This is a genomic window from Pseudomonas sp. BF-B-15 (assembly GCF_019946675.1).
Taxonomy (GTDB): Bacteria; Pseudomonadota; Gammaproteobacteria; order Pseudomonadales; family Pseudomonadaceae; genus Aquipseudomonas; species Aquipseudomonas migulae.
This window is the reverse complement of sequence record NZ_JAGYFZ010000064.1, coordinates 19,999-35,448: the sequence shown is the minus strand read 5'-3', so window position 1 is coordinate 35,448 and position 15,450 is coordinate 19,999. Positions and strand designations below refer to the sequence as shown.

Annotated in this window: 10 protein-coding genes and 1 pseudogene; 6 read left to right on the top strand and 5 right to left on the bottom strand. The window is 58.3% G+C overall.

Annotated features, from left to right (window positions below; genetic code table 11):
* Positions 1-74 precede the first annotated feature (74 nt).
* Genes KGA97_RS19725 through KGA97_RS19715 form a run of 3 tightly spaced genes read left to right on the top strand, consistent with a single transcriptional unit; the run spans position 75 to position 3,334 of the window.
* On the top strand, positions 75-2,267 hold the full coding sequence (locus KGA97_RS19725; RefSeq protein WP_223481326.1) for an FUSC family protein: 2,193 nt from the start codon (positions 75-77) through the stop codon (positions 2,265-2,267).
* Complete coding sequence (locus KGA97_RS19720) at positions 2,257-2,457, top strand: DUF1656 domain-containing protein (RefSeq protein ID WP_223481325.1); 201 nt, start codon at positions 2,257-2,259, stop codon at positions 2,455-2,457. Before KGA97_RS19725 ends, KGA97_RS19720 begins: the two co-directional genes overlap by 11 nt.
* A 25-nt stretch (positions 2,458-2,482) precedes the next feature.
* Positions 2,483-3,334 (top strand): HlyD family secretion protein, encoded by an 852-nt coding sequence (locus tag KGA97_RS19715; RefSeq protein WP_192227775.1) that lies wholly within the window; start codon positions 2,483-2,485, stop codon positions 3,332-3,334.
* A gap of 128 nt (positions 3,335-3,462) precedes the next feature.
* On the opposite strand, the gene KGA97_RS19710 is transcribed toward KGA97_RS19715, so the two are convergent.
* From KGA97_RS19710 to KGA97_RS19700, 3 genes are all read right to left on the bottom strand, one after another.
* On the bottom strand, positions 3,463-3,861 hold the full coding sequence (locus tag KGA97_RS19710) for a DUF4440 domain-containing protein (protein WP_223481324.1): 399 nt from the start codon (positions 3,859-3,861) through the stop codon (positions 3,463-3,465).
* Positions 3,862-3,983: 122 nt separating this feature from the next.
* Positions 3,984-4,808, bottom strand: coding sequence for an SDR family oxidoreductase (locus tag KGA97_RS19705; protein WP_223481323.1), 825 nt, complete (start codon positions 4,806-4,808; stop codon positions 3,984-3,986).
* Positions 4,809-4,841: 33 nt separating this feature from the next.
* Complete coding sequence (locus KGA97_RS19700) at positions 4,842-5,306, bottom strand: hypothetical protein (protein ID WP_008044486.1); 465 nt, start codon at positions 5,304-5,306, stop codon at positions 4,842-4,844.
* A gap of 160 nt (positions 5,307-5,466) precedes the next feature.
* Between KGA97_RS19700 and KGA97_RS19695 the strand changes: the two genes are divergently transcribed.
* Positions 5,467-8,274 (top strand): RHS repeat domain-containing protein, encoded by a 2,808-nt coding sequence (locus KGA97_RS19695; protein ID WP_223481322.1) that lies wholly within the window; start codon positions 5,467-5,469, stop codon positions 8,272-8,274.
* Between the two features lie 27 nt (positions 8,275-8,301).
* The gene (locus KGA97_RS19690) at positions 8,302-10,914 is read left to right on the top strand and encodes an RHS repeat domain-containing protein (RefSeq protein ID WP_223481321.1); all 2,613 of its coding nucleotides are present in this window, start codon (positions 8,302-8,304) and stop codon (positions 10,912-10,914) included.
* A 94-nt stretch (positions 10,915-11,008) separates the two neighbouring features.
* On the opposite strand, the pseudogene KGA97_RS29630 reads toward KGA97_RS19690, so the two are convergent.
* Positions 11,009-11,116 (bottom strand): annotated as a pseudogene (locus KGA97_RS29630) (alginate biosynthesis protein AlgA); the annotation flags it as partial.
* 108 nt (positions 11,117-11,224) lie between these two features.
* Here KGA97_RS29630 and KGA97_RS19685 point away from each other — a divergent pair.
* Complete coding sequence (locus tag KGA97_RS19685; RefSeq protein WP_223481320.1) at positions 11,225-13,906, top strand: RHS repeat domain-containing protein; 2,682 nt, start codon at positions 11,225-11,227, stop codon at positions 13,904-13,906.
* A gap of 82 nt (positions 13,907-13,988) precedes the next feature.
* Here the strand turns inward: KGA97_RS19685 and KGA97_RS19680 are convergent, their stop codons facing one another.
* Positions 13,989-15,440, bottom strand: coding sequence for a mannose-1-phosphate guanylyltransferase/mannose-6-phosphate isomerase (locus KGA97_RS19680; RefSeq protein ID WP_223481319.1), 1,452 nt, complete (start codon positions 15,438-15,440; stop codon positions 13,989-13,991).
* Between the last annotated feature and the right edge of the window lie 10 nt (positions 15,441-15,450).

The following is a 15,450-nucleotide window of genomic DNA, read 5'->3' as shown; positions in this document are numbered from 1 at the left end:
GCATTCGCGAGCAAGCCCGCTCCCACAGGGACCGAGTCTTCGCCGCACAATCTTCGACCAATGAGCAGGATTTCATGACTCCCTTGCCCGCACCGCTGCGCTGGCTGTATTCCCTTGAATGGCGCCGGGGTTTTTTCGACTGGGCACGCAGCGACGGCGTGACCTGGGTCTACATTTTCAAGGTGTTGTTCGCCGCGTTCCTGACCCTGTGGCTGGCCATGCGTCTGGAATTGCCGCAACCGCGCACGGCAATGATCACCGTGTTCATTGTCATGCAGCCGCAAAGCGGCCAGGTGTTCGCCAAGAGTTTCTACCGCTTTCTCGGCACGCTGACCGGGTCGGCGGTGATGGTCGCGCTGATTGCCTTGTTCGCACAGAACACCGAGTTGTTCCTCGGTTCGCTGGCGATCTGGGTCGGCATCTGCTCGGCTGGTGCGGCGCGTTCTCGCAACTTCCGCGCCTACGGTTTTGTGCTGGCCGGGTACACCGCCGCGATGGTCGGCTTGCCGGCCCTGGCGCACCCGGAGGGCGCGTTCATGGCGGCGGTCTGGCGCGTGCTGGAAATCTCGTTGGGGATTCTCTGCGCCACGCTGGTCAGCGCTGCGATCCTGCCGCAAACCGCCAGCGCGGCGATGCGCAATGCCTTGTATCAGCGCTTCGGTGTGTTCGCCTTGTTCGTCACCGATGGCTTGCGCGGTCGCAGCAAACGGGACGCTTTTGAAGCGAGCAACGTGCGCTTCATCGCCGAGGCGGTCGGCCTGGAAGGGCTGCGCAGCGTCACCGTGTTCGAAGACCCGCACATGCGTCGGCGCAACGGTCGGCTCAGTCGCTTGAACAGCGAGTTCATGGGCGTCACCACGCGGTTCAATGCCCTGCACCAACTGCTCGAACGCTTGCGCAGCAGTGGTGCCGATCATGTGGTCGCGGCAATCAAGCCGGGCTTGCAGGACCTCGCGGAAGTGCTCGACGGTTTCAGTGGTCGCGCGTTGACCAGCCCTGACGCCGCACGTTTGGTGATTGCGCTGAGCGCCTACAAGGAAGCGCTGCCGGCGCGTGTCCGCAGCCTGCGCGCGACGTTTCAGGAGAGCGAGCCAAGCGACGCCGAGCAGCTCGATTTTCATACCGCGTATGAGCTGCTTTATCGCTTCGTCGACGACCTGCACGGTTATGCACAGACCCACGCGTCCCTGGCTGATCACAGCCATGAACGGGAGCAGTGGGACGAGCCTTTCACCCCGCAAACCAACTGGATGGCGTCCGCCGCTTCGGGGATTCGCGCGGCGTTTATTCTGGTGGTGTTGGGCAGTTACTGGGTGGCAACCGCGTGGCCGAGCGGGGCGATGATGACTCTGATTGCCGCCGCCACCGTGGGCCTTTCGGCGGCGACGCCGAACCCGAAACGCATGGCGTTTCAGATGGCCTGCGGCACATTCCTGGGGGCGCTGATCGGCTTCGTCGAGATGTTTTTCATCTTCCCGTGGATCGATGGTTTTCCGTTGCTGTGCGTGATGCTCGCGCCGGTGATCGTGCTCGGTTCGTTCCTGACCTCGCGTCCGCAATACGCCGGTGTCGGCCTCGGTTTACTGATCTTTTTCAGCACCGGTTCGGTGCCGGACAACCTCACCATCTACAACCCTTACACCTTCATCAACGACTACATCGCCATGGTGCTCGGCATGCTGGTGTGCGCCGCTGCGGGGGCGATCATCCTGCCGCCGAACAGCCGCTGGTTATGGCGCCGGTTGGAGCAGGATCTGCGCGGGCAAGTGGTGTATGCGATCAGCGGCAAACTGAAGGGCCTGGCGTCGAGTTTCGAAAGCCGCACGCGGGACTTGCTGCATCAGGCTTATGGCCTCGCCGCCGGTCAGCCGCAGGTGCAACGGGACTTGCTGCGCTGGATGTTTGTGGTGCTGGAAGTCGGTCACGCGATCATCGAGTTGCGCAAGGAGCAGGCGATTCTGCCGGTGCATCCGGCGTACGCCGAATCGCAGCCGTGGCGCCAGGCCATCCGCGTGATGGGCCGTTCGCTGGTGCGGCTGTTTCTGCAACCGGGCCAGAGCAATCTGCAGCGCTGCCTGATCGCGGTGGACCATGCGATCAGCCGCGTGCAAGCCACCGACGAGCCCTTCGCGCCGCACTTCGACACCTCGGCGTTGCGCCGGGTGAAGAGCTACCTGCATTTCATCCGCACCTCATTACTCGACCCGCAATCACCGCTTGCCGCCTACGCAATGACCACGCCTCAAGGACTTGAACATGCCTCGTGAAATCGCCTTCCACGGCGTGTACATACCGACCATGACGCTGATGTTTTTCATCGCCGCGGTGCTGGCCTGGGCGCTGGACCGGTTCCTGTCCGGGTTCGATCTGTACCGTTTTTTCTGGCACCCGGCGTTGCTGCGCCTGAGTTTGTTTACCTGTCTGTTCGGCGCACTGGCGCTGACTGTCTACCGTTGACTCTCTATCACTGAAGAAGGCCCTGATGAAAAAGCTTTTCAGCCTGCTCGCCACTCTGCTGGTGCTGGCCCTCGCGCTATGGATCGGCCGGACCCTCTGGGTGCATTACATGAACACACCGTGGACCCGCGACGGCCGGGTGCGCGCCGACATCATCAACGTCGCCGCCGACGTCACCGGTGAAGTGGTGGAAGTGCCGGTGCGCGACAACCAACAGGTGAAGAAGGGCGATCTGCTGATGCGCATCGACCCCGAGCACTACCGCATCGCGGTCAAACAGGCGCAGGCACTGGTGGCTTCACGCAAGTCGACGTGGGAGATGCGCAAGGTCAACGCCCATCGCCGCGCCGACATGGATGCCTTGGTGATCTCCAAGGAAAACCGCGACGACGCCAGCAATATCGCAGACTCGGCCCTCGCCGATTACCAGCACGCGCAAGCGCAACTGGAAGCCGCCGAACTGAACCTCAAACGCACCGAAGTGCGCGCGGCGGTGGACGGTTACGTGACCAACCTCAACGTGCATCGCGGCGACTACGCACGCATCGGCGAAGCGAAAATGGCCGTGGTCGATATGAATTCGTTCTGGGTCTACGGCTTCTTCGAAGAAACCAAACTGCCGCACGTGCGGGTGGGCGATAAGGCCGACATGCAACTGATGAGCGGCGAAGTGCTCAAGGGGCATGTGGAGAGTATTTCTCGCGGGATCTACGACCGCGATAACCCGGAAAGCCGCGAGCTGATTGCGGACGTGAACCCGACGTTCAACTGGGTGCGCCTGGCACAGCGGGTGCCGGTGCGGATTCACATTGATGAAGTGCCGGAAGGGGTGTTGTTGGCGGCGGGGATTACGTGCACGGTGGTGGTTAACCAATAGTTAGACCGAGTCGCCTGAATCGCCAGCAAGCCGGCTCCTACAAATAGGTGTCGTACACACATTTTTGTGTTCGGCGCAAACCTGTAGGAGCCGGCTTGCTGGCGATTCAGGCGACTCGGTCTTACAGCTCACTCCTTGCAAAACGTCTCATGCAAATGCCGCCAAACCACCTTTCCACCGGCCTGCTTCTCAAACACTACCGTCGAACGCCGGTCCGTCTGCTGGCCGGTTGCATCGGTCTGCTGCTCGCGATAACTCACGGTCGCGCCGTTGTCGGACAGCGCAATGCCACGCAACTCGCTGAGCTCAATCCTGAACCCGAGCTTCTTCCCGCCCGCCATCCGGAACAACTCGCCAAGCGCGTCGAAATCCAGCACGCGGCCCAACGGCGAGACCATGGAAAACTGCGGTGAAAAACGGGCGAGCAATTGTTCAAGTTCGGTGACGTTTCGTTCTTCGGCCAGCCATTGCTCGATGGCGACGTGGGCCTGGATCACTTCGGCGAAGTATTCGGTGTAGTCGGTCATGTTACTTCCTGAAAATTTTGCAGAGTCTGATCTGACGCTTTCGCGGGCAAGCCTCGCTCCTACAGGTCAAGCACCGCTCTCTGTAGGAGCGAGGCTTGCCCGCGAAGAACGATAACTCGGTCTCAAAGCTGCCCACTCAACCCGAACCGCTTCATCAACCCCGACTCCAGCAACCCTTTGGGCAACAACCCCGCCAACAACGGCAACGCCCGGCTGCCATTGCCCAAACGAATCAGGCGCGGCGGTTTGTCCTGCCGCACAGCCTTGAGCAAACCGGCGGCAAACTCACTGGCCGGCGTCGGGTTGTCCTGAGACGCCTTGGCCCGCGCACGAATGCCTTCGCGCAGCGGAAACCACGGTGACTGTTCGCTGATCAACTGTTCCGCCTCGGCCCCGGCATTCTTGGCAAAACTGGAGGCGATGGCGCCCGGTTGCACCTCCATTACCCGCACGCCAAACGGCGCCAGTTCCATGCGCAACGCATCGCTCAAGGCGTGCACTGCGGCTTTCGAGGCGCAGTAAGCACCGGCAAACGGCGTGACCAGGACCCCGGAAACGCTGCCGATATTCACCACTATCCCTTTGGCCCGGCGCAGCACCGGAAACAGCGCGCGCGTAACACCGACAATCGCAAACACATTGGTTTCAAACTGCCGCTGCATGGCCGGCACGCCACCGTCGAGCAACGGTCCCATGGCGCCATAACCGGCGTTGTTGATCAGTACATCGAGGCCGCCATGTTGCTGGTTGATCTGCCCGGCCAACGCTTCAAGTGCCACGCCATCGTTGACGTCCAGCTGCACGGCGGTGAAACCGGCCGCCGTCAACGCGGCAACGTCTTCAGCCTTGCGGGCGCTGGCCCAGACTATATAACCGGCACCTTTAAAGGCATCGGCGAGAGCGCGGCCAATGCCGCTGGAACAACCGGTAATCAACGCAACGGGCATGGCGCGGTCCTTGTGCAAAGGGAAGAGTGGGGATCAGTCGGAGAAACTACCCTGCAAACGCTCGGCGCGAAACTCCAGGGTTTGCGGGCGATAACCGGGACGCAGCGGCGGCATGGGCAGGCAATCTTCCCAGTTCGCTCCGGCCTGCAGTTCGCCTGGGCCGCGATAACGCGGTGCGGCGTATTGATTGTCGGCGAGGTTGACCGTATCGCCCGGCGCGTAGGCTGCGACGCGCCAGCGCAGTTCGGTCAGCGGCACGTCGTTGCCGTTGTTCATCTTCAATAGCAAAGGGCGATCCGCCGGGCAGTGCTCCGGCGCGTAAGTGATGCGCAACTCAAGGCGCGCCAATTGCTTGACCTCGCGATTGTCCAGCCAGACCACCCAGGTGGCCACCAGCCCCAGTCCGATGGCGGCCGCCACCGAAACGGGCAGGGCCTTGGACGGGTAGCGCAGCAACAGGATCAGCCAGGTGATGACCAACAGGACGCCGATGAACATGTCGCACAACCTCGCAGGAGAGAGGCTCATCCTACCTAAGGGCGGGTGTGCTTGGCGATGGGCGTGGTGAGGGCGACCGTTTGTCGAGCCTGTAATTTGTGACAGTAGCCATGCATGGGTTTTCAGCATTAGCTGGTGCAAATCGACATGAAGACGCCTGATGCAGCCTCAGCTGGCTTTCCTGCACCGCGACACCCCAAGCATGACGGTCGTTGAACCGCGGGGGCTGGCTGTGCGTTCGGTGGATTATTACCGTGCCGCGCAGGGTGAAGTCGCCGAAGCTCGGGTCAACCGCACGGTTCATGACCCCGCTGGGCGGGCGATTGCGCAGTGGGATCCGCGGTTGTTCCTGGAGACTTCTGCACCGGCCAACCTCAGCAGCATCCTGTCACTGTCCGACACTGCGTTGAGTATCGTCAGTGTCGATGCCGGCTTGAGCGTGAATCTTTTCGGTGAGGCGGATCAACCGGTTCAATCCTGGGATGGCCGGGGTTCGCAACGCTGGATGCACTATGACAATCGACTGCGCCTGACCGCGCTGTTCGAGCAAGCCGCGAGGGGCGAAGCGGTTTGCGCAGAGCGTCTGACTTATGCCGCGAACGATCCCGTTTCCGTCGATCACAACCAGTGCGGCCAATTGATCCGGCATGACGACCGGGCAGGCACGCAGCTGTTCCCGACGTTTGGATTGACCGGCGGGTTGCTTGAGCAGACTCGACACTTTCTGCGTACGTTGGAAATCCCCGATTGGCCCGAACACGTGGACGAGCGCGATACCTGGCTGGAACCGGGATCTGGCGCGACCACTCGCTCACGCTTCAACCCACTGGGCGAGGCTGTTGAACAGACCGACGCCCAAGGCAACCGTCAGCTTTTCAGCCACACCGTCGCCGGCCAGTTGCGCGAGGTACGACTGCAATTGCGCAGCGACACCACGCCAAAAACGCTGGTCAGCGCCATCCAGTACAACGCCCATGGCCAGACCGAACGGGAAGTGGCGGGCAACGGCGTGATCACCACGCTCGAATACGCCGCGCAAGACGCTCGCCTGATTCGCTTACACGCCAGGCGCGGCAACGACGTCCTGCAAGATTCCCATTATGAATACGACCCGACGGGCAACGTGTTGCGCATCGAAGACGCCGCCGTGCCGATTCGCTACTTCGCCAACCAGCGTATCGACCCGGTCAACGGATATGCCTACGACAGCCTCAATCAGTTGATTCGTGCGACGGGCTGGGAGGCCGGCGGCGCGAACAGAGGCCCACAGTTTTCGGCCTTCGACGATCCCGCGCCACGGGGCAATTACTGCCAGAGCTATCGCTACGATCGAGGCGGCAACTTGTTGGAACTCATCCACGAAGGGCCGCAAAAGCATGGGCATCGTCTGGTCGCCGCGCCCTTCAGCAACCGTTGCCTGCCAGTGGTCGAGGGCGTGGAACCCGGCGAAGAGGATTTTCGCAGGGGCTTCGACGCCAACGGCAATCTGCAGCGCCTGCAACTGGGGCAAACCTTGAGTTGGGACCTGCATAACCAGTTGTGCGAAGTGCGGCCGGTAGAACGAGACGGCGCCTCAGATGACAGTGAGCACTATGTTTACGGAGCCGACGGCATGCGCGTGCGCAAAGTCCGCTCGACGCAGACCAATGCCCGTACGGTGATCGCAGAAGTGCGTTATTTGCCAAACCTGGAAATACGTACCCACAACGGCACCGGCGAAGTGCTGCATGTGATCAACGTCCAGGCCGGACGCAGCAGCGTACGGGTGTTGCACTGGGAAACGGCGCCGCCAAAGGACAGCGCCAATGATCAGTACCGGTTCTGCCTGAGTGATCATTTGGGGTCCTCCACCCTGGAGCTCGACAGCGACGGCGAAGTGATCAGTCAGGAGCGCTATCACCCGTTCGGGACTACCGCCTGGTTTGCGGGGAGGGGGGAGGTCGAGGCGAGTCGTAAAACGGTTCGGTATTCGGGGAAAGAGAGGGATGCGACGGGGCTTTATTACTATGGGTTTCGGTATTACGTGGCTTGGTTGCAGCGGTGGTTGAATCCTGATCCGGCAGGGGCAGTTGATGGGCTTAATCTTTATCGAATGGTCGGGAGTAATCCGATTGGTTATAGGGATGAAAGTGGGTTGGAGTTGGAATCTGTTAATGGAGTAAAAGATTATTGTGTTACGAAGGGTGGTAAGGAAATGGTGGTGGATGTAGATATTTTTAAAAGATTTTTCTTTGCTGCAAGATTGTCGAAAATCAGGGTGAGCGTATTACATGAGATGTCAGGTGATTATGAGGCGAGTGATGAGTTTCAGGTTGTTGAAGTCGGTGTGGGCAGCCGTGAAGACCTGCTTCGGCGAAATCCCAACGGTGTCGTGGCCAGCAGCGAGGTAAAGGACACGCTGAACGACTTTAATCAACAGTATAAAAAATTAATGAGTGCCTCTGATTATAGGTGGTATGACTTGAGTAAATGGGGCGGCGATGCTGCAAAGCAAAGAAGAAATTTTAAAGCCGGCGAGTATGTTGCTCGGCAATTTGGAACGTGGTTGATTCGTGGGGAGGAAACCCGGCAGATGGATGTGGATTTAGGCTCGCGACCGGATAATCGATTGTTTGCATTAATTAAAAAGGAAGATCTGGGTAAAGAGCCTCATGAACGGAAAATATATGGGCTTTCGTTGCTGTCTTTAAATCGCGAAGATGGAAGTCGTAGAAATGCTGATGTACATGTCGATTTCACTATTGTTGATCCTGAGTCTCAATTAAACGGTGTGCAGTTGAACAATGCTGTAAGTGAAGAGGTAGGAGGGGGGAGTGCGTTGAGACTCCGTGGCGCGGGGACGTATTTAACAATGAATGCATTAAGTCAGGTCAGCAAGACGGTAAATATGAAAACAATTCGAACAAGCGCGATTAACCCTCGTTCTGCAGCGATGGCTATCGGTTGGGGGGAGAAGTCGCCCTTTTAAGATTCCGCATTAACCTTGGACAGGACCATGCATAGCCTTACCCCAACGCTCACGGTTATTGATCCACGAAATCTGGCCTTACGCTCAGTAGATTATTACCGTGCTGACCCCGGCGACATGGCAGAGGCGCGTGTCGAACGCACTACTCATGACCCAGTGGGAAGGGCGGTCGCGCAGTGGGATTCGCGGTTGTTCCAGACGGCCTCGGCGCCGGCCAATCTGGTTACGATTCATGGCCTCTCCGGCACGGCCTTGTGCACCCTCAGTGTCGATGCGGGCTTGCGCGTGAATCTTTTCGGCGAGGCAGATCAACCGGTTCAATCCTGGGATGGCCGGGGTTCGCAACGTTGGATGCACTACGACAATCAACTGCGATTGAAGGCATTGTTCGAGCAAACGTTAGAGGGCGAAGCGATTTGCGCAGAGCATCTGACTTATGCGGCCAACGATCCCGTTTCCGCCGCTCACAACCAGTGCGGCCAACTGATCAGCCACACAGACCTTGCCGGTGTTCTGCTGTTCAACGACTACGGATTGACCGCCGCGCTACTCGAACAAGAGCGGCGTCTCGGTGACATCGCGCAGTCGTTTTCAACGCATTCACGCTTCAACCCACCGGGTGACCTGCTGTCCCGAACCGATGCCCAAGGTAACGAACAACGCTTCAGCCAGACCGTGGACGGTCAGTTACGCGCCGTGGATTTGCGTCTGAGCCACACGACCCAGCACCTGCCGATGGTCAGCGCCATCACCTACAACGCCCACGGCCAGGTCGAAAGGGAAATTGCCGGCAATGGCGTGATCACCACCCTTGAATACGCCGCCGAGGATGGGCGTCTGCAACGGCTGCTGTCCCGGCTCGGCCAGAACGAGCCGTTGCAGGATCTGCGTTACAGCTACGACCCGGTCGGCAATGTGCGAAGCATCAAAGACGCCGCGCTGCCGATCCGCTACTTCGCCAATCAGCGTATCGAGCCGGTCAGCGATTATTGGTACGACACGCTCGACCGGTTGATCGCGGCCACAGGCTGGGAGGCCGGCGCGGTCAAAAACGGCCCGTCGTCGGCAATGACGGCGGACCCCGCCATGCCCGGCAACTACCGCCAGAGCTACCGTTATGACGCCGGCAACAACCTGCTCGAACTGATCCACACCGGCCCGCAAAACCCCGGCCATCGTCTGGTCGCCGATGCTCACAGCAACCGCTGCCTGCCGGTGCGCGATGGTATCGAGCCGACTGAACAAGACTTCCGTGACAGTTTCGACGCCAATGGCAACCTGCTGACGCTGCAACCGGGGCAAACGTTGCGCTGGGACGCGCGCAATCAATTGTGTGAAGTCCGCCCGGTGGTGCGTGATACCGAAAACGACAGCGAGCGATACCTTTATGGCGCCGACGGTCTGCGCGTACGCAAAGTCCGCTCGCTGCAAACCAATGCCCAAACGAACATCATCGAAACCTTGTATTTGCCCGGTCTGGAAATCCGCACCCACAGCGGCACCGGCGAAGTGCTGCACGTGATCGACGTGGCGACCGGGCGCGGCAGTGTGCGGGTGTTGCACTGGGAGGCGGAAAGACCGACCGAGATCAGCAACGACCAGCAACGCTACTGCCTGACGGACCATCTGGGGTCGAGCACGCTGGAGCTGGATCAGCACGCCAACGTCATCACCCAGGAAAGGTATTACCCGTTTGGCGGCACGGCGTGGAGTAACGGTGAGGCGGTGCAGGTCAGCTACAAAACGGTGCGGTATTCAGGCAAGGAACGGGACGCGACGGGGCTTTATTACTATGGCTTCAGGTATTACGTACCGTGGTTGCAGTGTTGGTTGAATCCAGATCCTGCGGGAGCGATTGATGGATTGAATCTGTACCGAATCGTTAGAAATAACCCGATGACATTCGTAGATGAAAAGGGGATGTTTCCAGAGAAGCCTGTGCCGACGGAAGAAGATGTTGCTGCTCTTGATGGTTTTTTTTCTGGATCTGAATTCAAAGAGTTCAAGGCTGTTCGAAAAGAAATTCACGAGTTGGGCTCGGGCTTCAAGGTGTTCGGAGTAAGAGTTTCAAATCCATTCAATAAGATGGATGAAATTCTTGATTCGCGAGAAAAATTACAAGCAGCAGATTACCAAATAAAAAATGGGCTTCTGTATCGAGCGCACCTGTCAAATACTACGACGATCCAAAATAAGGGGCTTCTGCGGAACACCTCGTTGCACTCTAATCAAGAAGATGGCAAGAGTTATATTTCCTCTGTATTTAAACATACGGCCGGCACTGGTAGCGAAGGTGCAATCATGTCGCTGAGTACTCGTCGTAGTATTGCCAAAAAATTCATGAATGATCACAAGAAATTAGTGGCAATTGATTTGAATAAGCTGGGCGCTGATGTCGCAGAGAGTTTTGTGACTGTGCCGGAACTGATTTTGAAATTCGGTGGAATGATGCTTCGGGAAGGACTAATTGAACATCTGGATTTGATTAAAGTGTTAGACCAATTAAATAATAAAGAACACGAGGTGTTTTTTGTGGGGCGAACCGAAAATTTAAATTTTGGCGAGATACCCGCTAGGGCAATTTCGGTTGCGAAAGTGAAAGGGCAGAAGACGTTCAAATCATCACATCACGTCAAGTGACGGCTTGAGCGCTTTAATGCCAACAACCCCCCACCCAATCCACTACGGATAGGGAACGCAGTGGCCTGGATGGGGGCTTCTTTTTACCGATGACTTACTGCGCGATGGTCTTCACCGAAACCCCACGCTCAATCGGCGTAGACCGACCATAGATATCTTCAAACCGCTCGATATCTTCCTCACCCAGATAGCTATCCGATTGGAATGGGTTGGCCGGTATTCGTACCACTCATCGAGACTGTAACTTTTGACAGTAGCCAGACAAGGGTTTTAGGCATTTGCTGATCGTCATTCTTCGAGATGAATTGTCATGGATGCTCAAGTAACGGCCATGCACCGCCATACCCCAAAGCTGATTGCCATCGATCCGCGTGGTCTGGTCTTACGTTCGGTGGATTATTACCGTGCCGCGGAGGAGGCGGTCGCCGAAGCTCAGATCAATCGCACGGTTCATGACCCCGCTGGGCGGGCGATTGCGCAGTGGGATTCGCGGTTGTTCCAGATGGCTTCGGCACCGGCCAATCTGGTTACGATTCATGGCCTCTCCGGCACGGCCTTGTGCACCCTCAGTGTCGATGCGGGCTTGCGCGTGAATCTTTTCGGCGAGGCAGATCAACCGGTTCAATCCTGGGATGGCCGGGGTTCGCAACGTTGGATGCACTACGACAATCAGCTGCGATTGACGGCGCTGTTCGAGCAGGCGTTGGAGGGCGAAGCGATTTGCGCAGAGCATCTGACTTATGCGGCCAACGATCCCGTTTCCGCCGCTCACAACCAGTGCAGCCAACTGATCAGCCACACAGACCTTGCCGGTGTTCTGCTGTTCAACGACTACGGATTGACCGGCACGCTACTCGAGCAAGAGCGGCGTCTCGATGACATCGCGCAGTCGTTTTCAACGCATTCACGCTTCAACCCACCGGGTGACCTGCTCTCCCGAACCGATGCCCAAGGCAACGAGCAACGCTTCAGCCAGACCGTGGACGGTCAGTTGCGCGCCGTGGATTTGCGTCTGAGCCACACGACCCAGCGCCTGCCGATGGTCAGCGCCATCACCTACAGCGCCCACGGCCAGGTCGAAAGGGAAGTCGCCGGCAACGGCGTGATCACCACTCTCGAATACGGAACCGAGGACGGGCGTCTGCAACGGCTGCTGTCCCGGCTCGGTCAGAACCAGCCGTTGCAGGATCTGCGTTACAGCTACGACCTGGTCGGCAATGTGCGAAGCATCGAAGACGCCGCGCTGCCGATCCGCTACTTCGCCAATCAGCGTATCGAGCCGGTCAGCGATTATTGGTACGACACGCTCGACCGGTTGATCGCGGCCACAGGCTGGGAGGCCGGCGCGGTCAAAAACGGCCCGTCGTCGGCAATGACGGCGGACCCCGCCATGCCCGGCAACTACCGTCAGGCCTACCGTTATGACGCCGGCAACAACCTGCTCGAACTGACCCACACCGGCCCGCAAAACCCCGGCCATCGTCTGGTCGCCGATGCTCACAGCAACCGCTGCCTACCGGTGCGCGAGGGTATCGAGCCGACTGAACAAGACTTCCGTGACAGTTTCGATGCCAACGGCAACCTGCTGAGGCTGCAACCGGGGCAAACGCTGCGTTGGGACGCGCGCAATCAATTGTGTGAAGTCTGCCCGGTGGAGCGTGACGGCGCCGAAAACGACAGCGAGCGTTACGTTTACGCTGCCGACGGCCTGCGCGTGCGCAAAGTCCGCTCGCTGCAAACCAATGCCCAAACGAACATCATCGAAACCTTGTATTTGCCCGGCCTGGAAATCCGCACCCACAGCGGCACCGGCGAAGTGCTGCATGTCATCGACGTGGCGACCGGGCGCGGCAGTGTGCGGGTGTTGCACTGGGAGGCGGGAAGACCGAGCGAGATCAGCAACGACCAGCAGCGCTACAGCCTGACGGACCGGCTGGGCTCAAGCACGCTGGAGCTGGATCAGCACGCCAACGTCATCACCCAGGAAAGGTATTACCCGTTTGGCGGCACGGCGTGGAGTAACGGTGAGGCGGTGCAGGTCAGCTACAAAACGGTGCGATATTCGGGTAAGGAACGGGACGCGACGGGGCTTTATTACTATGGGTTCAGGTATTACGTGCCGTGGTTGCAGCGTTGGCTGAATCCAGATCCTGCGGGCACGATTGATGGATTGAATTTCTATGCCATGGTTCGAAACAATCCAATGGTGTTGCGAGACTACAACGGTTTGGCAGGTGACGAATTATTCAACGCATCGTTCCATGAGCTTGACCTTTCAACCCAAGGCTGGAAACAGCACTTGCTTGACACTCGACTGTTGTCTCTCCAGTTGCAGCGCCATGACAAGACGAAGCGAACCTACGAAGAAACCAAAGAATATCGCGTTTTCGAAGTGGGTGATCCGGAGTACGCCTTGACTGGGCAGGAAATCGTTGAAGCGTTGGAGGGCTACCGCAAGACGTACCTGGACCTGGCGAATCGTGCATCCACTGCTGGAAAGTCGGAGTTGGGCCTGTCGATGATAGAACTTTCAAATCAAGCAGGGCGGATGCGTGATTTCGCTAAGGGCATTGATGGATCAGATGCTTCGGCAGCAGCGAACAAGCCTCGCTTTTTTGCATTGATGAAAGCAAAGCCGGAAAACGGAAAGCGAGAAATCCTGGCCATTCAGAAAATATCGATGAGTCAGCGCTCTGCTGGTGAAGACAGGGCGTTTGTCAGTGGCGTTATTCTGAACCCACTCATTCGACCCGAGGTGAGGCACCACTTCGAAGGTCTGCCTGGAAGAGAATCTATACCTGTGCTGGAGCGGGTGCGAACCTTCGTCACGGTTCGGAGTTTGAACCAGGTGGGCAAAAATACGAACCTGAAATATGTGCTGTTTGGCTCAACAAATAATAGAGACTTGGACGTGGCGAAAAGACTCAAGGCAAAATTGAAGTCCGAGCCTACCCACCTGCCACTTTCGAGGTTGAACCCGCAACGTCGATGATTTCCATAAAAAAAGCCCCCACCCAACCCACTGCGGATAGGGAACGCAGTGACCTGGATGGGGGCTTCTTTTTACCGATGACTTACTGCGCGATGGTTTTCACCGAAACCCCACGCTCAATCGGCGTAGACCGACCGTAGATATCTTCAAACCGCTCGATATCGTCCTCACCCAGATAGCTGCCCGATTGCACTTCAATAATCTCAAGTGGAATCTTGCCCGGGTTGCGCAAACGGTGAACCGAAGCGATCGGAATGTAGGTCGACTGGTTCTCGCACAGCAGGAACACGTTCTCGTCGCAGGTCACTTCAGCGGTGCCGCTGACCACGATCCAGTGTTCGGCGCGGTGGTGGTGCATTTGCAGTGACAGGCACGCGCCCGGTTTGACCGAGATGTGCTTGACCTGGAAGCGCCCGCCCATGTCCACCGAGTCATACGAACCCCACGGACGATAGACTTCGCAGTGGTTCTGGGTTTCGCTGCGACCCTGTTCGTTGAGTGTGTTGACCATCTGTTTCACGCCTTGGACCTTGTCCTTGTGGGCGATCATCATGGCGTCCTTGGTTTCGACGACCACGATGTTTTCCAGGCCGATCACCGACACCAGTTTGCCGTTGCCGTGGATCATGCAGTTCTTGCTGTCCTGAATGACCACATCGCCTTTGGTGACGTTACCGTTGACGTCCTTGTCATTTACTTCCCACAGCGACGCCCAGCAACCGACATCGCTCCAGCCGGCGGTCAGCGGTACAACGCAGGCGCGCTGGGTTTTTTCCATGACCGAGTAATCGATGGAATTGTCCGGGCAGCAGGCGAAGGTGGCTTCGTCGATGGTGACGGTGTCGGCATCCTGTTGGCTGCGTTCCAGGGTCAGCAGGCAGGTGTCGTAGATGTCCGGATCGTGCTTTTTCAGCTCTTCGAGGAAGCGGCTGGCGCGGAACAGGAACATGCCGCTGTTCCAGAAGTAACCGCCGGACTGGACGAACTCGGTGGCGCGTTTCACGTCCGGTTTTTCAACGAAGTGCGAGACGCGGCTGACGCCTTCCGGCAGCAGCGAGTCGTTGGTCGACTTGATGTAGCCGTAGCCGGTTTCCGGTTTGGTCGCCGGGACGCCGAACAGCACCATTTCGCCGTTTTCGGCGGCGACGGTGGCCAGGGCCAGGGCGCGTTGCAGGGCTTTCTGGTCTTCCAGTACGTGGTCCGCCGGCAGCACCAGCATCAGCTCGTCACGACCTTCGTTGACCAGCATCATCGCGGTCAGGGCCACGGCCGGCGCGGTGTTGCGGCCGAACGGTTCCATCAGGATGCGCTGGGTTTCCAGCTTACGGTTGCTCAGTTGCTCGTTGACGATGAAGCGGTGGTCTTTGTTGCAGACCACGATCGGGGTGTCCATGCCTTCGAACACCAGGCGTTCCAGGGTTTGCTGGAACAGCGTGTGTTCGCCGGTCAGGGCCAGGAATTGTTTAGGAAACTGCTTACGGGAAAGCGGCCAAAGACGTGAGCCACTACCACCTGACAAGATCACCGGAATCATGTTGTTACTC

What these genes read in the sequence shown, in the direction of transcription:
- KGA97_RS19725 (WP_223481326.1), top strand. Translation starts at nt 75, where the DNA reads ATGACTCCCTTGCCCGCACCGCTGCGCTGGCTGTATTCCCTTGAATGG.
- KGA97_RS19720 (WP_223481325.1), top strand. Translation starts at nt 2,257, where the DNA reads ATGCCTCGTGAAATCGCCTTCCACGGCGTGTACATACCGACCATGACG.
- KGA97_RS19715 (WP_192227775.1), top strand. Translation starts at nt 2,483, where the DNA reads ATGAAAAAGCTTTTCAGCCTGCTCGCCACTCTGCTGGTGCTGGCCCTC.
- KGA97_RS19710 (WP_223481324.1), bottom strand. Translation starts at nt 3,861, where the DNA reads ATGACCGACTACACCGAATACTTCGCCGAAGTGATCCAGGCCCACGTC.
- KGA97_RS19705 (WP_223481323.1), bottom strand. Translation starts at nt 4,808, where the DNA reads ATGCCCGTTGCGTTGATTACCGGTTGTTCCAGCGGCATTGGCCGCGCT.
- KGA97_RS19700 (WP_008044486.1), bottom strand. Translation starts at nt 5,306, where the DNA reads ATGTTCATCGGCGTCCTGTTGGTCATCACCTGGCTGATCCTGTTGCTG.
- KGA97_RS19695 (WP_223481322.1), top strand. Translation starts at nt 5,467, where the DNA reads ATGCAGCCTCAGCTGGCTTTCCTGCACCGCGACACCCCAAGCATGACG.
- KGA97_RS19690 (WP_223481321.1), top strand. Translation starts at nt 8,302, where the DNA reads ATGCATAGCCTTACCCCAACGCTCACGGTTATTGATCCACGAAATCTG.
- KGA97_RS19685 (WP_223481320.1), top strand. Translation starts at nt 11,225, where the DNA reads ATGGATGCTCAAGTAACGGCCATGCACCGCCATACCCCAAAGCTGATT.
- KGA97_RS19680 (WP_223481319.1), bottom strand. Translation starts at nt 15,440, where the DNA reads ATGATTCCGGTGATCTTGTCAGGTGGTAGTGGCTCACGTCTTTGGCCG.